Origin of the sequence: Dyadobacter sp. UC 10 (genome assembly GCF_008369915.1) — a bacterium.
GTDB lineage: Bacteria > Bacteroidota > Bacteroidia > Cytophagales > Spirosomataceae > Dyadobacter.
Window position 1 is genome coordinate 4,969,696 of the sequence record NZ_VSRN01000001.1, and the last position, 19,589, is coordinate 4,989,284.

A 19,589-nucleotide genomic window follows, 5' to 3' on the forward strand; every position below is an offset into this window, starting at 1 on the left:
GGAGCTTTTTTTGTTTTTGGAAGATTTTTCCGCACGCTAATTATGAAAGTACCGAAGTATCATGTTCATCGGTTGAATGAACATACGTATCAATTTTTTAGTACTGGTCCGCGTGGCATGTTTGAATTACGAATAATTTTTTCAAGGGAATCCGGTGAATCCGGTGATGAGCTTTATAATTTGGCTTTTGGGCTTTGGAGTTTGGATGTACAAGATATTGACGATAGTATAGAACTGAGAAATGGGGATGCAGACCGTATCCTGTCAACTGTTGCCAAGACAGCTCTTGACTTTTTGGAGCGACATCCAGGTGCCTTTGTTTTTGCTCAGGGAAGCACCCCTTCAAGAACGAGGAAGTATCAAATGGGCATCTGTAAATATTTGGTTGAGGTTCCAAAGCATATCAAAATATCAGGATTGCGGGCAGAGCCTACTTCTTGTCACACATCAAACTGGACTGATTTTGAGGTAGGTGTCAATTACCGCGCCTTCATTTTGTATTCAAATCTTCGTTATATTTGAAATAGTACTTATTCATATTATCATGAAAGTTGCAAAAATTAGCACAACGAAATCGGAGAAACTAAGAGTTGCACAAACAGAACAACCAGTGAAAAAATTGTCTGCGGTCGATAAGAAGATTATGCAGATGAGGGCAACTTTGAAAGAAAATCCGTTTCCTTTTGAAGAGATAAAGCGTAACAATTGAAAGTCAGTGGCAATCTAAGAATTTATGCCTCTGCGATCGAAAGGACTGCAACGGAAAAAGTCGGAAATACGCAATCTGTGAAAGTTGCAGTTTTCTAAGGAAGGTAAGTTCGAAGATTTCTTTGAGAAGAAAGCAGACGAGGCGCGCATATTTCTTGAAAGAAACCCAATTCCCGACCACATCCTGAACAGTAACAAAAAACCTTCATAATCCTGAATGCTGAGGTCTACTTACGTTGCAATCCTTCGTGGCATTAATGTGAGCGGGCATAATTTGATAAAAATGCCGGCTTTGGTTTCGTTATTGGAGAAGGAAGGTTTTGAAGATTGCAAAACGTATATACAAAGCGGAAACGTACTTTTTAATACGGAAAAGGCTGATGAACAAAAGGTGTCAGCCCGGATTAAAACCGCAATAGAAAATGCATTTGGCTACGATGTTCCGGTTATTGTGCTGAGCCTCGCTGCATTGCGGTCGGTATTGGAGCAAAATCCGTTTCTGGAATTGCAGCATGAGGATATTACCAAGCTTCACGCCACTTTTTTGTCGGAAATTCCGGACAAGGAAGCTTTTGGAAAAATTGACGGAGATAAGTACAAGCCGGATGAATTTATATTGGTCGGCAATACAATCTATCTTTTCTGCCCCGACGGTTACGGCCGCACGAAACTCAATAACAATTTCTTCGAAAATAAGCTGAAAGTCACCGCTACGACGCGCAACTGGAAGACGGTAGTCGAGCTGGTGAGGCTGGCAGAAGCGCTTTCAACGCAGCAATGACACTTTGATTATGTGCAAAGAAGTCGTATTCTTGGCTGGAAATCCCTTCCATGCAGTTTTTCCTCCATGTAATACACTTAACCAAACATGAAAGACAATTCAAGACGTAAGTTTCTGCGGAATGCTGGTCTGGCAACAATCGCATCGGTAAGTCCAATGGCTGCGGCACCTGAGAGACGAAAGGAGCTTTTTATTCATCACGTATATTTTTACCTCAAAGACCCGCATAATGCACAGGACGAAGCCAAGCTGCTGGAAGGACTGAACAAGCTCGCCAAAGTACCTGCTATTCAATATGTTCACATAGGAAAGCCGGCCGAGACTAATCGCCCCGTAATTGTGCGTGACTATACCTTTTCGTGGATGTGCTTTTTCAAGAATATCATTGAAGAAGAGATTTATCAAACCCACCCGATCCATCTGGATTTTATCGAAGAATATAGTCACCTGTGGGAAAAAGTAGTAGTCTACGATTCAGTCGGACCGAAGAAAGTAGGGTAGCAACAGAAAGGGTCTTTTACTCCTGATAGACGAAAACTTTCAATCCAGTATGTTTAAAAGCCTTTTTTACAGATTTGCACAGCATCAGTTTTACTTTTTGCCATGCAGATCGGGAAACCTTTGGTTGCTCAGAAATACTCCTCCGATATCCGGCTTAATCAGGTTGGGTTTTACCCGGCTGCACCAAAGATTGCGGTAGTTGTGGGCGACAATTTCACTGATTTTTTGGTAAAAGATCCCTCAGGTAAGGCTGTTTTTAAAGGGAAACTGGGGCCAGCCAGACAAAATCAGCATTCAGGAAAAATCAGTAAAGTAGCGGACTTTTCCAATCTCAAAAAAACCGGAAAATATACCATAGAAGTGAGCGGCCTGGGTAAATCGGCTGTATTTGAAATTAAGGCAAAGATCCATCGGGAAGTCGCTGAGGCTTCGCTGAAGGGCTTTTATTACCAGCGTGCTTCCACTGATCTGCCCGAAAAGTTTGCCGGAAAGTGGGCGCGGCCTGCCGGGCATCCTGATCACAAAGTGCTCGTTCATCCTTCCGCGGTGTCGGATGGTCGCGCGGAGAATTTCGTAATCAGCTCGCCAAAAGGCTGGTATGATGCTGGGGACTACAACAAATACATTGTTAACTCGGGAATTACAATGGGCACATTACTTTCGTTGTATGAAGATTTTCCACTGTTTTTCGAGAATTTCAACACCAATATTCCGGAAAATAACAACTCCATCCCTGACCTGCTCGACGAAGTGATCTGGAACCTGCGGTGGATGCTGACCATGCAGGACCCGGCAGACGGCGGTGTTTATCATAAGCTGACCAATCCGCGTTTCGATGGAATGGTGATGCCAGATCAATGCGACAAGCCGAGGTATGTTGTTCAGAAAAATACTGTGGCAACCCTCGATTTCGTAGCCGTAATGGCTCAGGCGGGCAGGATTTTGAAGGGTTTTGAAAATAAACTACCGGGTCTTTCAGATTCCTGTCTGGTAGCTGCGGTGAAAGGCTGGGAATGGGCCGGCAAACATCCGGACATTTTCTATAACCAGGATGAAGTGAACCGGAAATTTGATCCGGACGTGGTAACGGGCGCATACGGTGACAGAAACGCAGCAGACGAGCGGTTTTGGGCTGCCGCAGAAATGTACGCTACCACCGGCAAGGCTGACTACCTGAAAAATATTGACCTCAAATCAGGGCAGCCCATGACATTGCCTACGTGGAGTATGGTGCATGCAATGGGTTACTATACCCTGATCCGTTCTGCTGAAAGGCTGAAAATGGAAGGTGCCCTGATCGATCCGATCAGAAATAATGTCAGACGCTTTGCCGACGGTCTGTTGAAGGATATTGAAAAGCAGCCTTACCATACCGTAATGGGTAAAACTGCAAAGGATTATTCCTGGGGCAGCAGCTCGGTTGCCGCAAATCAGGGTATCGCACTTTTGTATTCTTACAAAATTTCCAAAGACCGAAAGTATCTGAATGCCGCGCTCGGTAATCTGGATTATTTGTTAGGAAGAAATGCGACGACCTACTGTTTTCTGACCGGCTTCGGCTCTAAAAGAGTTATGCATCCGCATCACAGGCCTTCGGTTGCCGACGGCATAGAAGATCCTGTACCCGGCCTGCTGTCAGGCGGCCCGAATCCGGCACAGCAAGACAAATGCAAGACTTACACGAGCAAGTTTGCCGACGAATCATTCACGGATGACAATTGCTCCTACGCTTCAAACGAAATCGCGATCAATTGGAACGCGCCTATGGTTTATCTGGCGGCGGCAATAGAGGCTATTATGGAGCAATGAATTTATTTTACGGGAACAGTGGGCGGCGTTTCGTTATAGCCCTTCTTGCCTGTCATATTGTCTTTTTCAGATTCCCTTATAGCCTCCTTTTTTAAAACCTTCGACGGTTTGTCGCTGTCATCCTGATGCCTGGAATGGTCTTTCGGGCCGGAGGGTGAGGGAGTGCTGCCTTCAATGTCTTCTTCGTTTTCAGTTTTAGTGCTCATGGTATCTCTGGTTTTTTACAAAGCATAAGGCAATTTTCATTCCCGCAATGTGGAAACAGGCGCGAAAATTGCAGCAATCGTAATAGATTTCCCGGCTTGTGGTCTTTCCTTTTCAGCAACAATAACCAATTCTCGTATTATGAGCTTGTTTGATTCTTTTTCTCAATTGCGTAATATTTTGAAAACCATCGATCTGGCAGCGGTCAGCAGGCTTTCGAAAAAGGTTGACCTGAATAAGTTGATGGGAATTGTGTCGAAGATGAGTGAAGAAGACCTGGGCAAGATGCTGAAATTTATGGAGTCAGGTTCGGGAAAGAAAAAGGCGCCGCCGGTCGTGAATGGGGATTTTTACGAACTTACCGAAACACTTTTGCCAGAAGAAAAGCTGATCCAGCTCAAAGTGCGGGAGTTCATGGAAACTGAAATAAAGCCGATTGCGAATCATTACTGGAATAATGCACAGTTCCCGATGCACATCATTCCGTTGGTGGCCAAACTGAATATTTGCGGACTGACCTACAAGGGTTATGGCTGTGCAGGGATGTCGGCGCTGCTGGAAGGGTTTATCGCCATGGAAATGGCGCGCATTGATTCGTCGATCTCAACGTTTTTCGGCGTGCATAGCGGGCTGGCAATGGGCTCCATTTATTTGTGCGGGTCCGAAGAACAGAAGCAATACTGGCTGCCGATTATGCAGCGAATGGATATGATAGGGGCTTTCGGTCTGACAGAGCCGGAAGTAGGCTCGGGAGTCGCAGGCGGGCTGACAACTACCTGCAAGAGAAACGGAGACGAATGGGTGATCAATGGTCAGAAAAAGTGGATCGGCAACGCCACATTTTCTGACATAACGATTATCTGGGCGCGCGATCTGGACGATAATCAGGTGAAGGGTTTTATAGTAAGAAAAGAGAACCCCGGTTTCAAAGCGGAGAAAATGCAGGATAAAATGGCGCTTCGCACGGTCCAGAATGCAAAAATTACCCTGACCGAATGCATTGTTCCGGAATCGGACAGGCTGCAAAATGCCAATTCTTTTAAAGATACCGCCAATGTGCTTCGTATGACGCGGGCGGGCGTTGCCTGGCAGGCAGTAGGCTGCGGGCGCGGGGCTTATGAGCTTGCATTGAAATACACCATGGAAAGGAAGCAGTTTGGCCGCCCGATTGCGGGTTTCCAGCTCGTACAGGACTTGCTCGTGACCATGCTCGGCGATTTGACGGCAATGCAGACGATGGTTTTCAGATTGTCGCAATTGCAGGACAGCGGCGTGTTGACAGACGAGCACGCGTCGCTCGCGAAGGTGTTTTGCACATTGCGCATGCGTTCCATCGTGGACCACGCCCGCGAGCTTTTCGGCGGGAACGGAATATTGCTTGAATACGATATTGCGCGTTTTGTCGCCGACGCCGAGGCAATTTATTCTTACGAGGGAACCAAGGAGATCAACTCGCTGATCGTCGGAAGGGCGATTACGGGCGAAAGTGCATTTGTCTGAGAATTACAGGGTGCCGGCTTTCATTTTAATCAGCGCTGTTTCCATAGCACCGTGCGGCTGGCCTGTGCGTTTCTGTCGTTCCAAAGCCTTCGTCTGCCACTCGATCGCCTCATTTTTCCGGCCCAGCTTGTAGAGCAGGTGTGCATAGGTGTCCACGTAGCTGGGGTTTCCGTTAATGGAAGTGTTGTTTTCGTTCAGTAATAATGCCTCACTCCATTCCATCGCCAGTTTCGACCACTCCAAAGCTTTTTCCAGGTCTTCTTTGCGGGAAGCCAATTGGTAAAAATGCCACGCCCTGTTGTTCAGTTCCATGGGATAAAACTGGGACGGGTTGGTAAATTTAAAACTCATAACAGTCACACCATCTTTCATTTTTGGTTTGACAGCCAACATTTTATCTTTTTCTGCCTGATCAAGTCCTTTCAATGAATCCAGCGAGATGTTTAAATAATATCGTTCAATAAACCGGGCGGCGCGTCTCAGATATTCTGTCGAGTCCCGCGTGGCATGCAGATAAAAAAGCATATTCTTTTCATATGCTATCTGGCCCTGCTTCGGGTCACGGTCGTACGTGGCCCGGGCAAACCACGCGGCGCCTTCGGCTAGTACCAGGTCTTTTTTCATGATTGCTTTACGCATGGAGTGGCCAATAATGCCGTTGTTCAGGTTTACCGCTTCCTGAAACGGTACGGATCTGTGAAGGCTGTCAATTAATTTCCGTGGCGTGAATTCCCTGATCGCCTGGTAGGTTTTGCTGTCGAGCGTGGGGCCTTGCTGGTAAATGAATTTCACTATTCCGAAATGTTTCAGGGAATCCGGCGGAAGTTGGGCCGTGTATTCGTCAAGTACTTCACCATTGTCCATATCCAGCTGTTTCAGCATGTCCAGGTACTCTTTCAAAAATCCCGTCGACCGGCTACCGGCCTGATATTCTTTCGAATATGCGGTAATACCTTTTTTTCCTTTCCGGCTAATAGCAACATCTGCCTTATCTGAATATACAGTCGCATTATTGGTTGATCCGTTTTGCCGTTCCAGAATATTTCCATATGCATCCGCAAATACAGAAATCAGCGATCCCTGCACCTGCAACGTGTCTTTAATAGCCTTTCCATTTTCCGTCTCCACATTCAGCCGGATGGATATAAAGTTTTTGGCGAACTTTTCGGTCAGCTGCGAATTGTCAAAACCCTGAGAAGCGACTTCGTTGCATTGCTGGCAGGAGTTACTCTCGAAGTGAACGAAAATGAGTTTATCTTCCTTCTGCGCCTGACCCGAAAGCTCCTGCCAGCTCGTACTGCTGTCGTTAAATTTGATCTGGGAGAAAACATGCTGGGAGCTCAGTGTTAAAAATAGAAATACAAGTGATTTCATGGAGAGAGAAATGGTGAGTTCACGCCAAAAATAGGTTTTTTAGTTCAGGTTCAAGCCCACGGCGAGCCCCAGATAAGGTTTGCCCTGGTAAATCCAATGCACCCTGTTTTTATCGAGAAGATGGTCGATCCCGCCTACCAGGCCGAAGGTGATCTGGTTCAGCCCCATTAACACCGCAATGCCTTTTGACCATACCAGACCGTCATATTCAATAGAAAGCGCATTATTGGTTACCCAGGGATTCATGGCAGTGCCTCCCAAACCGGTTACAAAACCCGCCGATATTCCGTAGTGTTTTACATTCTGCGTGATCCTGCCGATGGGGGTTTTGCTGTATGACAGCCGGTAAATGTCACTTCGATAGCCGAGATACACCACTCCATTCACATTATTACTGAACTGGCTGGGAAAAGATGGCTGGGAAGGGCGAAATTTCAGCGGCATTGTAAGGATATCAATATCGAAACCATTTTGCCAATACCGGTTGGCACCCAATGTCTTTTTGCCGGCATTATGCGGATAGGTTTTTTTCTCAATGTCTGTGCTTTTGAGATCCAGCCGCTTCCATCCTTTCTTCAAAGAATATACAACAATCGAGTCTTCGGTATTCTCAATGTAGACTTGTTGCCTAACCTCTTTGATTTTAGTGTGATAAACGCCGTCAGCGAAATTGAATTTCGGACTGTCTTTGGCGCTTTTGCATCCGTTCAGGATAATCAGAAATACCAGTGCGATGCAGATGCGGTCAAGCATATATAGTCAGAGAAGTGAGAGATTGCCTACGCGAAAAACGTCATTTCGGGCTGATTTTTTAGGTAAAAAAAGACATGCCAGAATTTATTTCATTCAATGTCGCAAAAGCCCCCTTTGATTGCCGGATTTGCACAGCGTTTTCCGGTTAGCGGCAATATAGCTTTGTATCATTCAATCGGTTCAAACAAAAACACTTAAACTTTAAAAAAAATGGAAGCTACTATGTTAAATCAGCCCGTAAAAATCCGGTCAGGCAAAGGAGGAGTTCTGGCAGGAAAGATCATCAGCGTATTGTGCGTCCTGTTCCTGTTGGTCGATGCGATTATGAAAGTAATAAAACATCCAATTTCTATGGAAGGATCTGCCCAGCTAGGCTGGCCGGTTGATCAGGTCCAGAGCATAGGAATAGCGCTGTTGGTCAGCACGATACTTTACATAATCCCCAGAACTGCTGTTTTGGGAGCGATTTTAGTAACCGGGTACCTCGGCGGGGCAATTGCGATCATGGTCCAGGCCGGTCAGCCTTTGTATTTTGCCCTTACATTTGGAATACTAATCTGGGTCGGCCTTGGTCTGCGGGACGAAAAAGTGAGAAAACTGATTTTTTCCTGAATCCAGCGAAATCGTGCCGCCGGCCAGAACGACGCGGCGATGACAGTTGCTCATCGTCGCGTTTGTATTTTGTCGACCGGAACATTTGCTATATTTGAGATACCACCATGACACGCTCATCATCATGTCTGACATCCGCCCAGTCGAAAAACCAATTAATCCAACAGCCGCCGAATTTTCCCGACAGATGGAATTATACCGGTCACCAGCGGAAGCTATGAAGCTGATGCGGTATTTTAAGACAGGCGAGGGAGAGTATGGGGAAGGCGATATTTTCATGGGGGTTAGGATGGGACAAATATTCGCTCTTGCCAAAGCCTACCTGGCTATGCCGCTGGAAGAAGTGGAGAAACTTTTACAAAGTCCGATTCACGAGATACGGACAGGCGCATTGAGTATCATTAATCAGCAAGCCAGAAGTAAAAAAGCCCCGATGGTTCATCGGAAGAAGATGTACGAGCTATATCTGCGTAATACCACGCGTATCAATAACTGGGACCTGGTGGATATCTGCGCCCCTCACGTAGTAGGAGGGTATTTGTATCTGTCGGGAGAGCCGAGAGATATTTTGTACGAACTCGCGTTATCGGAAAATGTTTGGGAGCGCCGTACAGCTATTGTGAGCACCGGCTATTTCATTAAACAGGGCGATCTTGGAGATACTTTTCGAATTTCCGAGCTGCTGCTGAAAGACAAACATGATCTGATCCATAAAGCCACTGGCTGGATGTTACGCAGCGCGGGACAGGTTCACCGCCCGCAACTGCTTAACTTCCTCGATAAATATGCCGCCATCATGCCCAGAACGCTTTTACGCTATTCGCTAGAGCATTTCGAACAGCCGCTTCGGAGCCACTATATGGGGCTCAAAAACGTAAAATGAAGTTTATTTGGCAGGGGTAATGATAATGTTTCGATATTCAACAGGCCCATGATCACCCTGAATATACAAGGGCCCCGGTTCGCCTTCGTTGCTATCCAGCGCTCCACCGGTAATACCTGGGATCTCCTGGTTGCTGATCACCGTTTTTCCATTTGCAACCAGTGTGAGCATCCTGCCTACCAGCGTAATGTCGAGCGTATTCCACTCACCCGCTTCTTTGGCTACCATTTCGCTTGGCGTTATGAATCCGTAAACGGCCCCCATCTGATCCAGGGCAGGTTCCATTCCTTTGCTGTCGGTCACCTGCACTTCATATCTTCCGCGCAGATACACACCACTGTTGCTGCCTTTGGGAATGCGAAATTCAATGTGCAGTTTGAAGTCATTGAATTTTTGATCGGTAATCAGGTTGGCGCCTGATTTTGGGCTGCGCAGAATGCCATTTTCGGCTATCCACTGATTTTCGCCACCCACTGCGTGCCAACCTTTGATCTCATTGCCAGCTGTCAGTTTGATCGGGGAGCCCCAGGCAGGCATTGCTTTCGGGCGCAGCGAGGGTGCACGGACGCCTTTCCAGGTATAAGTTTTTCCGTCCGGAGTGGTCATCGAGCCGGTCAGTGATTCGCCGGACAAGGTTCCCTCTACAGACAGATACTTGTCGCCGCGTTCCCACTGCGGGGGAATTTCAAATTTGAACTTCCCATCTGCAAAATGTACTTCCGAGATCGGCCGGGCGCTGCCGGAAAATCCGGTAAACTGTCCGACCAGCGTTTTGGTACCCGAATGCCTCACTTCCAGCCAGGAAGGTGCGGGCTTGCCGGACATGTCGACAGTAATGTCCCAGCGACCTTCAAGTGGGGAGGCGAGTGGTCTGAAAGCTTCCGCACTGATTTGCATTGTGCAGGCTGAAATGATTGTTAATGTAAGGCAAAAGAGCCTTTTAAGGTTAAGTCGGGATATTTTGATCATAACTATTAGAATTAAGAACGGTCAATTTATGGATAAAAATTGAGAAAGTAGCTGCTACTTCGCCTGCTCAGAGCTTTATAGATGCTTCAAAATTTTGGCTACGTGCATATTCCTGAAAGAGCTGAATAATTCTTTTTTTCGGACCAGAACTTGGTTATTTTTGAAAAACTACGTTTCCCCGAATGAGCAACCTTGATAGCAATTTACTGAACGATATTGCGAGAATTGAACAGATATCTATCGTACCCACCATGTTGGAGGTAATTTGCCGTACTACCGGGATGGGCTTTGCAGCGATCGCTAGAGTAACAGAGGATAAGTGGGTGGCTTGCAGTGTAAGGGATGAAATTGAATTTGGACTCAAACCAGGCGGTGAGCTGGTACTGGAGACGACGATCTGTAATGAAATACGATCAAACCGGGAGGCTGTCGTGATCGATAATGTTGACCGGGATCCAAACTTTTGCCAGCACCATACACCCAAAATGTACGGGTTTAAAAGCTACATTTCTGTCCCGATTATTTTAAAAAACGGTAAGTTCTTTGGTACATTATGCGCAATCGACCCCAGACCGGCCGTATTGAGTGACATTAAGATAACGGGCATGTTTAACATGTTTGTCGATTTGATCGCATTCCATTTGCAGAGTATCGAGTCTGTTGAGAGAACCAGGCAAACACTCAACGAAGTCAACCACCAGCTCGCCGACTCAATTAATATTAATAATCAGTTCCAATTCATCTCCAATCACAACCTTCAGGAACCACTTCGTAAGATGCGTGTTTTTTCGGGAATGATGCTGAATGCTGTGGACAAGAATGAGCTGGACAAAGTGAAGGCTTACGCCGCCAGAGTTGATTCCTGTGCTGCGGAATTTTCTGCGATCGTGACAGAACTCTCGGACTTTACGGAATTATTTAATGAAACAAATTTTGAAACGGTCGATTTAAATCAGGTAGTGTCTGACGTTTCGGGATTGCTGTCTTTGCTTTTGGAAACCACAAATACTCAGATAACCTTTGAAAATCTTCCAACGATAACAGCAAATCGTTTTCAGATGGAGCAACTTTTCCGTAATCTCGTCACCAACTCGATTCAATATGCAAAGGGAGGGGGGCAGCATTTAATCCACATTCATCCGGGAAAAAATGAAAATGAAATTGCGGAAAGGAATGGTCAACAAAAAATGAACCATGTGCTTAAAATCGTGATAGAGGACAATGGCAGAGGTTTTTCACAAGTGCAGCTGCAAAAGATCTTCAATATTTTTTCAAAATTTCCTGATTACAAAAACGGGCAAACGGAAGGACATTCCCTTGCCTATTGCCGCAAGATCGTTAATAACCACGGCGGCCACATCAAAGCTGAATCTGCGGAAGGAAAAGGGACTGTCTTTTCGATAACGCTGCCTCGTAAATGAACTTTCCCTATAATCCCCTGCCTGTCTTGTGCTGCAATTCGTCGATCCTTTTGGAAGCCTCTGCTTTGGTTAATGTGCTGTCAAATTCAACGCCTGCCTCATCGGACAGCGTTTTGAGGTAAGACTGTTGCGCACCGGTCATAGGCTCGTCGCCGGTTGTCCATTCATCTGGATTTTTGACGGTGTTTGATCCCTTGATCTCCGCATTTTCGGTAGTAGTGGCATTCTCTTTACCCGCCTGGTTGTTTTTCTCGTTAGCAGCCATTTTTGTTGATGTTTTTAAGTTGGGTATCAAAAAAACCGAGCCAGTCGGAGCTATCGGATAAGATACATCAAGCAGGGACAGCATAAAAAGGCCTCCGGCAGCTATGCAATGAATGCGTAGCCGCCGGAGGTTTTCCGATTATCTGTCTTTGTCGTTAATCTTGCTTGGGATAATTGATCATCCAGCCGATACCGAACTTATCATGGAAGCTTCCGAAATAGTCGCCCCAGAAAGTATCTTCCATTGCCATTTCAATTTCTCCGCCTGCCGATAATCCTGTGAACAGCCGGTCGGCCTCCTCGCGGTTCTCTGTAAAAACGGAAATATAGGAATGGTTGCCGGTGTTAAGTTTATGGCCCATGGAAGGCAGGATATCTGATGCCATTAAAATATCGCCGTCTTTCCCGATCGGCAGTGAAATATGCATGAGCCGGCCTTTCTCATTTTCAGCAAGCTGCTCTGCGCCGGGCATGTCCGACATTCTGTGAACCGAGGAAAATTCTCCGCCTAAGACAGATTTATAAAAGTCGAAAGCCTCTTCCGTGTTACCGTCGAAATTGAGGTAGGTGTTTATTTTAGCCATGACGAAAATAAGGTTAGTTGTTTTCAAAATGATTTTGATACGTCAAAACTACTGGGTCCGGAAGCTTTAAATCATCCTCGGAAAGGACATCTTGAGGGGGCGTGCGAGACAACATTGCTTAATTTTTACTAAAATTGCCTGTTCTAAATGGAATCTCAGTCATGGCCGAAGTATCGATCCACATCAGGCAACTGAACCCCGGAGATTTGCCTTTCTGCCACAGGCTGGTTGCGGAAGCCGGCTGGAACCAGACCGATGCCGACTGGTCGCGGGCTATGGAGCTGGAACCGACAGGCTGTTTCATAGCGGAAAAAGGTCATACACCGGTGGCAACCACCACAACCTGCTGCTTTGGCTCCATTGCCTGGATCGCGATGGTGCTGGTCGATAAGCGGTTCCGCAATCAGGGTATTGCCAGGCAATTACTCGAACATGCGATTGCTTACCTGGAAAGCCGGAAAATAGCGACGATCCGGCTAGATGCAACTTCTCTGGGGCAGGGTTTATACGAAAAGCTGGGTTTTGAGGATGAATATGAAGTGATCAGGTTCCGGCGCGAGGCGCTTCTCGACAACCATGTGTTAGCTGAGACCTCTTCCAGGCAATTAATAGAGGATATTGCCGGGCTGGACAGGCAAGCTACTAAAACTGGCAGGGAAGCGTTGCTGTCGGCATTGCGCATTCAAGGTTCACCCATTTTATGTAAATACCGTAAAAACGGCCAGGTAGAAGCATACGCAACCGGAAGGCCGGGCACTTATGCGTTCCAGATTGGGCCTGTAATATCCGCTATGCCCGAATCTGCCCTGGAACTGCTTGCCAGAATGAGTGCGCAATACCAATCGGAAAGGGTGTTTATTGATATACCATCAGCAAATGTCCAGTCAATTTCGTGGGCGGAGGCGAGTGGATTTGTGAAACAGCGGTCTTTTATCAGAATGTATCGCGGTCAGAAAATTGAAGATCTTGTTCAGTCAATCTGGGCATGTTTCGGGCCGGAAAAAGGATAGCCGTTTGATTTAATTTGCATGTTTTCCACACTTCTATAAACCACAATCATTTGATATATTTGTCTTTTTGCTGAAGTATTATGGAAAATGGGCAGACAGTGCATCTCGGGGACGATGACGAGGACGACAGAATGCTGATTAAAGACGCGTTGGAAGAAGCCAACCCGAATGTAACCGTCATAGAAGCGGAGGATGGTCAGGAGCTGATCGAGAATGTAAAAAACTCGGACGACCTGTCAGAAACCGTAGTGGTAGTAGATATGAATATGCCGAAAATGAATGGCATAGAAGCAATTAAAGAAATCAGGGCTGATCCGGAGCTGGTCGACCTGCCTACCGTGATGTTGTCGACTTCCAGCAATCCCGAACTCAAAAAGAAAGCGCTGGCGGCGGGAGCCGACGACTTCTTTGTAAAACCTAACAGTTTCACAGCCCTGCTCGAAATCGCAAAAGGGATTATCAACAGGTTCCTGGGGAAAAATTAACCGGTGTAATGAATGAGCCTGAGCAAACATGCAAATTTTGTACAACTTTGCATTGCAAAGTACTTTTTGTGTGTTAGATTTGTGCATGAAATGGTTTGTAAAAGAAGGTTCCATCGTGCGGGAAATCTGGGGAAAGGCGGACACGATCCTTTTCATTTTTGCAGGGGCTTCCGCCGAATTTGCTGTTAATAAAGCAGTGGACTGGCTGTACTTTACCGGAAAGCTTCCGGCAGACCCGCTGGGCCGGTTATTTTCTACAGTAACTTACGCGCGCAAGATTGTTTTTGCACAACACGATGACGCTGTCCGGGCTATAAACCAGATTGCGGCGATCCATAAGGAAGTTGAAAACAAACGCGGTGCACAAATTCCGGACTGGGCTTACAGGGATGTATTATTTATGCTTATCGATTATTCCATCCGCTCTTTTGAATTGCTGGAAAGGAAACTGAGTACCGGCGAGAAAGCGGAGATTTTCGATGTCTTTAACCGGGTCGGGCTCGGAATGGGCATTAGGGGTTTACCCGCCACCTTTGAAGAATGGGAGGTAATGCGCAGGGAGCATTTGCTCGAAAATCTGGCAAAAAGTAACTATTCGATCGATCTATATAAACAATACAAAAAGCACCTGGGCCTGGGGCGTTATCATCTGCTCAAACAGGTACAGGCGCAGATTACCCCCGCCACAGTGAATGAACTGCTCGCTCTGGGCGGCGGACCGGTAATAGGTATTATTTTGCCGCTTTATCAGGCACTGCGAAAAATCAGGCTGCAGAACTTGCTGCGCAATCTAATCTTGCCGGAAGCATACAAGCCGCAAATCCTGAGTTTGGACGCGATATGATCCGTGCATACTTAATTTGCAGGCTTCTGGCAGCGTATAGTATGCAGGGTGTTTAGAAAACCATGCAACAGTGCACGCCCAATTAGGTGATCATGTGGTGGCTTTGACGAGTTTTTTGATGTAAGCCCGGATTGTAGTCTGGCCGCGCTCTGGTGCACTGCCTAAGTCATATTTCTCATCCAGTGTAACGGCGGTCATCGCGGCCATGGATTCTGCGGCTTTTTGAGAGAAGCCCATTTTTGTCAGATAAGAGACCCATTCATTCCTCGGTATGACTACCGTGTCTACTTTTTTGCCCAAAACCTGCGAAAAAGCTTCTGCCACATCAGCCGGAGCGTACACAGCAGGTCCTTCAATGTGATGCAGCCCTGTTTTTTCAACCGCCTCAGTCAACAAGTGGGCGGCAAAACGGCCAATATCTTCGGGGGCTACCATCGCGATTTTAAAATCGGCAGGGTACAATGTGTAAATTTTCTGCTCCTCTCTGGCTGATTCGAGAAATACGTCCCAGTTGCTCATATAATAGGCTCCGCGCAGAATAGTGGTGGGAATATTGGTTTTGGCGAGCGCCTGTTCCATTTCGTAAAGCACGCCCAGATCGCCGATACCGTCCTTATCCTGAGCGCCATAAGTAGACTGCGCCACAATCTTTTCTAAACCCGAACCTTCCAACGCAGAAACAATCGCATGCATGTTTTTCCGTTCCTCTGCGATGGTGTCTGATGTCGGAGGGGCCGGGGGATTTAAAAAGAATAACCTTTTCCCTTTTTGTAAAATTTGACGAAATCCCTCCACATCGCGGATATCAGCGACTGCGACCTTCGCGCCTTTCTGTTGCCAATCGTCCGACTTGCCGGCATTACGCGTAATCACGGTCACTTCCTCACCCCGAGCGAGTAACGTTTCAGCGACTGCCGTTCCGACATGTCCGGTTGCTCCCAGTATGATGTACATAGTTTATTGAGTTTGATGAACCCACCAAGCCCAACAATCCTATGCCAGCGACTGGCATTCTTGCATCAAAAGTGTGCTGGCATTATGGCCAGGCTACTCCTACGGTAACTTGTATCGTCCTGGTTTTGAACTTTTCATAATAATAGGGTCCGTCATACCGGACACTTTCCATTTTGTAGGTACCAAAGCCCTCCTGAATCCTGACGGCAACGGGAACAGTGATTTTCCAGAGATCAACCTCCACGCCAGCACCCGCGATAAAACCTACCGGATCGCGGCTGGTTTCCGGGTGAATGTTATCGGCTAACCCTATTGGGCCGCAGCCTGCGACGCCGCATATCGTGCCTCCCTGCTTGACAGTCAGTGCGGTTCGGAACCTGAGCATAGGGCCGAGCTCGGCGAAGGGACGGACTTTGCCGGAAGAAATCGTGTACCTGGCCAGGAGTGGCAGATGAAAAGCTTTCCACCGCCATGTCGTTTCCCGATAGACTTGCGTATTGGCACCTTCCGACGAAAACTCACGGAAAGAATTGAACGCGGGTTGAAAATGCAACGAGAATCCCTGCGGCTCCTTCGAGAATGCATACCGGAAGTCCAGCCCGACAGCAGCGCCTGAAATTTTAGAGAGCTTATCATTGTCATATATTTTCCCCAAAATCTGTGGCCCGCCGTAAATACCCAGGCCAAATTTCCTGAAAGAACGTGCCTCCTGGGCGTGAAGCGATCGGGCTAGAAAAAATAGGGACAAGAGCAGTAGAATTGCGTTTTTCATAGGGGTAGAACGTTTTTTCAGGATGACAGTAAATGGTTGGAAAAAGTTGTAAAAATATTGTCCCAAAGTCCCCCTCAGATTGTCGTGTATCCACCTGCTGCCTGCCAAACTGCTATTCTATCTTTGCATATCACATTTTCACCTGGCCTGAGGGTCGTAAATTTTTTAAACGATGGAAAAAATAGATTTGCATCCGTATTTAATGTTTGATGGAAATTGCCGGGCGGCGTTTGAGTTTTATCAGAACGTTTTTGGTGGGGAGCTGAATTTTATGACTTATGGAGATATGGACGGAAACTGTCCTGCCGGAGTCCGCGATCAAATCATGCACGGCACGCTTATGGGCGGCTCCGTCGAATTCATGGGTGGTGACGCGCCCGAAGGAATGTCGCTTGGAGCCGGAAAGATCGCCCTGTCCCTCAGCGGTTTCGACGAGGCAATATTGCGTGAAAAGTATAATGCATTAAGCGAAGGGGGCACTATTGTAATCCCGATCGACCGGCAAATGTGGGGTGATATTTACGGAGCATTTCAGGACAAATTCGGCATTGACTGGATGGTAGATATCAGGATTGCTTAGTATGAAATGTGAGGTTGCGAATACCGACCTCACATTTCAAATCTTCCTGCTGAGGCTCAAACCGACGCCTGTTTGATTCCGTCCCGCAGGGAAACTGAAAACATTCCAGGATGTTCGCCGTCTGGCCATTTTCTGTTGCCGCACGAGATTTCGCCCGCTGAAAAACATGGACGCAGTACCCAGCTCTATATTGATCAGTGAAAGTGTGCGTTGATCCGAATAGTTGTAGTCTACGCTCTTACTGTTATCCGGATGATATCCAATTGCACCCAGGGCAATCTGACCGGCACCGGTAAGGAGCCCTACAATGGGAACTGACTTGTTGGTACTGCCATTTGCGATATTGGTTTCGTTCAGCACATTAAGCCCAACGTTCGTGCCGATCAGGATTCCCGAACTTATTACGAAACCCGATTTCATTCTGTAGCGGTAGTTCGGGGCAGGCATAGACGGTCCTGGTCCCGGACCGTTCGGGCCGTAAGTCGGCTGGATCATTGCACATTCCTCCTTCGAGAGCCCGCTGGAAGCGATCCAGCGATCTATATCCGCATTCTTTATGTCCATTAGCGCCTCATATTTGTGGCTGGCATTAATCGTTTCGGCCACTTTCCGCCCCGCTGTTTTCTCAATCAGATAGCCCACTGCGCAGATATTTCCGTCCTTATCTATGAAGCAAGGTTTGCTTTCTTCCGGATAATCGTAGTTTCTTGGGTACTTACCGTTACCAGCGTACTGGTGCAGGAGGTCCAGCATTTCAGTCCTTTTGTTTTTCAGTTCTTTTGATAAAAAAGAAATATCCTTACTCCGAAGAAGCCGCTCGACATATTGAAGGTGCGTTCTGATCCTTAAATCATTGTCCGTATTTTCATCAGGCTCAAAACCATAAGTTTCGACAAAACTGAGGTCGCCGATAATCATATTTACGCGGTTGCTGTGATTATCGCGATCACAACCAGAAAAGAGGAAGAAAGTCAGCGACAGCAGGCAAAGGGCGAGGTTTTTCATAGCGCAGGAAGTCAGGTTGAAGATAGCAAATGTGATTTGGAGATAGAGAAAACAAATGGCGAAAAATGGTTGTAAAAGGATGATTATTAGGCAAGTAATGATAAGTCGGACAACTTTTATTATCAGTATCATTTATATCACAAATTCGCGATATTTAGTAAAATATTTAATATTAACTAAAACTAAAAAGCACTTGAAATGAAAACGACAACACTTCTGAAAGGTTTTGCACTGTTGCTGGCTGGCACTTTGACCGCCAATGTGAGCCAGGCGCAGGACAAACCCAAGCCAAGCCCCGCCGAAACTGCAACCGGAAAAGCAGGTGGCGCCACTATTACGATCAGTTATTCCGCACCTTCCGTAAAGGGACGCAAGATATTTGGCGAGCTCGTTCCTTATGACAAGGTATGGCGGGCAGGCGCGAATGAAGCTACTATCTTTCAGACTGATAAAGATATCATGGTAGAAGGGCAAGCACTGAAAGCAGGTAAATACAGCCTTTACGCGATTCCCGGAGCAAACGAGTGGTCGTTTATATTCAACTCGGAAACCGGTCAGTGGGGGATCAAGAGGGGAGGAGATACGTCCAAAGACCCGGCAAAAGACGTGCTGACGGTCAAAGCAAAGCCTATGAAAAGTGGTTCTATGGCCGAAAAACTCGCTTATGAGGTAACCGCCAACGGATTTGTGCTCCGCTGGGATAATACGGAAGTCCCGGTAGCAATTAAGTAATACCCGGAGCCCTGCCAGTCGTGCAGGGCTTTTTCATTGATCCTCTTGCGCCCCGTTTACGCATGCATTTAACAGGGTCAAATTTTTCATCGCTTCGCCCATCGTATTATTAAAATAGGCAAAGACAGTTTTTCCGGAGTCCAGCCAATCCCGGATGCTTTCGGCATATTCAATTAATACATCATCCTCGTACTGGCCCCGGTAATCGCCCTTTGGTCCATGGAAACGCAGGTATGTAAAGTCTAACTCCGATTCCAGTAAACCGGGTGCGGAACCTGGCTTGTCGTGGCGGACGATTTCAAAACCTAATGAATCGGCCAATTCAAAGGTATCTTCGGTATACCAGGAGCTGTCGCGAAATTCGAGCGCAGCTTTCCAGCTTTTGTCCGGATCCACTTCGGAAATGGTGCCCAGTAGTTTTTCCAGCTGAGGACGCATCATTACTTTTAAAGATGGCGGAAACTGTACGAGCAGGCAGCCCTTCTTCGCGTCAGCCTGGCCGATCACTTCCATAAATTTCCGCACATCCGCCCGATCGAATGCAAGGCTTTTGTTGTGCGTGATCCCGCGCCAGAGCTTGAATGTGAATGTAAAATCTTCCGGAACCTGCGTTGCCCAGCTCCTGACAGTGGAGGCCTGCGGGATTTTGTAAAATGAACTGTTGATCTCAATACTGTTGAACAGCGATCCATAGTAAGTAAGGCGACTTTTATCCTGAAATTCAGGGGGATAAAATTGCTTGTTGGGAACCGGCAATACCAGTCCGCTTGTGCCAGCATAAAATTTTCCGGCTTGATTTTCAACCATCGGTAAAAGGCAAATGTGATTGCCCTGTACCGTCTAA

24 protein-coding genes are annotated in these 19,589 nt (G+C 46.9%); 14 read left to right on the plus strand and 10 right to left on the minus strand.

Annotated elements, in window-relative coordinates; genetic code table 11:
• Positions 1–42 precede the first annotated feature (42 nt).
• The 5 genes from FXO21_RS20490 to FXO21_RS20505 all read left to right on the plus strand — a co-directional run bounded on the left by FXO21_RS20490 (position 43) and on the right by FXO21_RS20505 (position 3,799).
• Positions 43–522 (plus strand): DUF6934 family protein, encoded by a 480-nt coding sequence (locus FXO21_RS20490; RefSeq protein WP_149641838.1) that lies wholly within the window; start codon positions 43–45, stop codon positions 520–522.
• Between the two features lie 22 nt (positions 523–544).
• Entirely contained in the window at positions 545–709 is a 165-nt protein-coding gene (locus FXO21_RS28820; protein ID WP_192579279.1) for a hypothetical protein, read from the plus strand.
• Between the two features lie 216 nt (positions 710–925).
• On the plus strand, positions 926–1,489 hold the full coding sequence (locus FXO21_RS20495) for a DUF1697 domain-containing protein (protein WP_149641839.1): 564 nt from the start codon (positions 926–928) through the stop codon (positions 1,487–1,489).
• Positions 1,490–1,576: 87 nt separating this feature from the next.
• Entirely contained in the window at positions 1,577–1,990 is a 414-nt protein-coding gene (locus tag FXO21_RS20500; protein WP_149641840.1) for a Dabb family protein, read from the plus strand.
• A gap of 102 nt (positions 1,991–2,092) precedes the next feature.
• On the plus strand, positions 2,093–3,799 hold the full coding sequence (locus FXO21_RS20505; protein WP_149641841.1) for a glycoside hydrolase family 9 protein: 1,707 nt from the start codon (positions 2,093–2,095) through the stop codon (positions 3,797–3,799).
• A 2-nt stretch (positions 3,800–3,801) separates the two neighbouring features.
• Here the strand turns inward: FXO21_RS20505 and FXO21_RS20510 are convergent, their stop codons facing one another.
• Entirely contained in the window at positions 3,802–4,005 is a 204-nt protein-coding gene (locus FXO21_RS20510; RefSeq protein ID WP_149641842.1) for a hypothetical protein, read from the minus strand.
• A 139-nt stretch (positions 4,006–4,144) separates the two neighbouring features.
• Here FXO21_RS20510 and FXO21_RS20515 point away from each other — a divergent pair, with 139 nt between their 5' ends.
• Positions 4,145–5,503, plus strand: a complete 1,359-nt coding sequence (locus FXO21_RS20515; RefSeq protein WP_149641843.1) for an acyl-CoA dehydrogenase family protein — start codon at positions 4,145–4,147, stop codon at positions 5,501–5,503.
• Between the two features lie 3 nt (positions 5,504–5,506).
• Here the strand turns inward: FXO21_RS20515 and FXO21_RS20520 are convergent, their stop codons facing one another.
• Positions 5,507–6,877, minus strand: a complete 1,371-nt coding sequence (locus tag FXO21_RS20520) for a thioredoxin family protein (RefSeq protein WP_149641844.1) — start codon at positions 6,875–6,877, stop codon at positions 5,507–5,509.
• Positions 6,878–6,916: 39 nt separating this feature from the next.
• Positions 6,917–7,630 carry a hypothetical protein gene (locus FXO21_RS20525; RefSeq protein ID WP_149641845.1) on the minus strand — a complete coding sequence of 238 codons (714 nt, stop codon included), beginning with the start codon at positions 7,628–7,630 and terminating at the stop codon, positions 6,917–6,919.
• 210 nt (positions 7,631–7,840) lie between these two features.
• Between FXO21_RS20525 and FXO21_RS20530 the strand changes: the two genes are divergently transcribed.
• The gene (locus FXO21_RS20530; RefSeq protein WP_149641846.1) at positions 7,841–8,242 is read left to right on the plus strand and encodes a DoxX family protein; all 402 of its coding nucleotides are present in this window, start codon (positions 7,841–7,843) and stop codon (positions 8,240–8,242) included.
• Between the two features lie 187 nt (positions 8,243–8,429).
• Positions 8,430–9,125, plus strand: coding sequence for a DNA alkylation repair protein (locus FXO21_RS20535; protein ID WP_225865773.1), 696 nt, complete (start codon positions 8,430–8,432; stop codon positions 9,123–9,125).
• A gap of 3 nt (positions 9,126–9,128) precedes the next feature.
• Here the strand turns inward: FXO21_RS20535 and FXO21_RS20540 are convergent, their stop codons facing one another.
• The gene (locus FXO21_RS20540; RefSeq protein WP_149641848.1) at positions 9,129–10,094 is read right to left on the minus strand and encodes a 3-keto-disaccharide hydrolase; all 966 of its coding nucleotides are present in this window, start codon (positions 10,092–10,094) and stop codon (positions 9,129–9,131) included.
• Between the two features lie 182 nt (positions 10,095–10,276).
• On the opposite strand from FXO21_RS20540, the gene FXO21_RS20545 reads away from it, so the two are divergent.
• Entirely contained in the window at positions 10,277–11,515 is a 1,239-nt protein-coding gene (locus FXO21_RS20545; RefSeq protein ID WP_149641849.1) for a sensor histidine kinase, read from the plus strand.
• Positions 11,516–11,522: 7 nt separating this feature from the next.
• On the opposite strand, the gene FXO21_RS20550 is transcribed toward FXO21_RS20545, so the two are convergent.
• On the minus strand, positions 11,523–11,780 hold the full coding sequence (locus FXO21_RS20550; protein WP_149641850.1) for a DUF3072 domain-containing protein: 258 nt from the start codon (positions 11,778–11,780) through the stop codon (positions 11,523–11,525).
• Positions 11,781–11,934: 154 nt separating this feature from the next.
• Complete coding sequence (locus FXO21_RS20555; protein ID WP_149641851.1) at positions 11,935–12,363, minus strand: VOC family protein; 429 nt, start codon at positions 12,361–12,363, stop codon at positions 11,935–11,937.
• A gap of 161 nt (positions 12,364–12,524) precedes the next feature.
• On the opposite strand from FXO21_RS20555, the gene FXO21_RS20560 reads away from it, so the two are divergent.
• From FXO21_RS20560 to FXO21_RS20570, 3 genes are all read left to right on the plus strand, one after another.
• Positions 12,525–13,373, plus strand: a complete 849-nt coding sequence (locus FXO21_RS20560) for a GNAT family N-acetyltransferase (RefSeq protein ID WP_149641852.1) — start codon at positions 12,525–12,527, stop codon at positions 13,371–13,373.
• Positions 13,374–13,453: 80 nt separating this feature from the next.
• Positions 13,454–13,858: a response regulator gene (locus FXO21_RS20565; RefSeq protein WP_149641853.1), complete on the plus strand. Its 405-nt coding sequence runs from the start codon at positions 13,454–13,456 to the stop codon at positions 13,856–13,858.
• A gap of 85 nt (positions 13,859–13,943) precedes the next feature.
• On the plus strand, positions 13,944–14,702 hold the full coding sequence (locus FXO21_RS20570) for an oxygenase MpaB family protein (RefSeq protein WP_149643564.1): 759 nt from the start codon (positions 13,944–13,946) through the stop codon (positions 14,700–14,702).
• Between the two features lie 90 nt (positions 14,703–14,792).
• Here FXO21_RS20570 and FXO21_RS20575 read toward each other — a convergent pair whose 3' ends face one another.
• Together FXO21_RS20575 and FXO21_RS20580 are read right to left on the minus strand one after the other, a co-directional pair.
• Positions 14,793–15,656, minus strand: coding sequence for an NmrA family NAD(P)-binding protein (locus tag FXO21_RS20575; protein ID WP_149641854.1), 864 nt, complete (start codon positions 15,654–15,656; stop codon positions 14,793–14,795).
• An 82-nt stretch (positions 15,657–15,738) separates the two neighbouring features.
• Positions 15,739–16,428: an outer membrane beta-barrel protein gene (locus FXO21_RS20580; protein WP_149641855.1), complete on the minus strand. Its 690-nt coding sequence runs from the start codon at positions 16,426–16,428 to the stop codon at positions 15,739–15,741.
• 172 nt (positions 16,429–16,600) lie between these two features.
• Here FXO21_RS20580 and FXO21_RS20585 point away from each other — a divergent pair, with 172 nt between their 5' ends.
• On the plus strand, positions 16,601–17,008 hold the full coding sequence (locus FXO21_RS20585; protein ID WP_149641856.1) for a VOC family protein: 408 nt from the start codon (positions 16,601–16,603) through the stop codon (positions 17,006–17,008).
• A gap of 36 nt (positions 17,009–17,044) precedes the next feature.
• Here the strand turns inward: FXO21_RS20585 and FXO21_RS20590 are convergent, their stop codons facing one another.
• Positions 17,045–18,013 carry a hypothetical protein gene (locus FXO21_RS20590; protein WP_149641857.1) on the minus strand — a complete coding sequence of 323 codons (969 nt, stop codon included), beginning with the start codon at positions 18,011–18,013 and terminating at the stop codon, positions 17,045–17,047.
• 198 nt (positions 18,014–18,211) lie between these two features.
• Between FXO21_RS20590 and FXO21_RS20595 the strand changes: the two genes are divergently transcribed.
• Positions 18,212–18,745 carry a DUF2911 domain-containing protein gene (locus tag FXO21_RS20595; RefSeq protein WP_149641858.1) on the plus strand — a complete coding sequence of 178 codons (534 nt, stop codon included), beginning with the start codon at positions 18,212–18,214 and terminating at the stop codon, positions 18,743–18,745.
• A 33-nt stretch (positions 18,746–18,778) separates the two neighbouring features.
• Here the strand turns inward: FXO21_RS20595 and FXO21_RS20600 are convergent, their stop codons facing one another.
• The gene (locus tag FXO21_RS20600; RefSeq protein ID WP_149641859.1) at positions 18,779–19,552 is read right to left on the minus strand and encodes a DUF72 domain-containing protein; all 774 of its coding nucleotides are present in this window, start codon (positions 19,550–19,552) and stop codon (positions 18,779–18,781) included.
• Positions 19,553–19,589 lie beyond the last annotated feature (37 nt).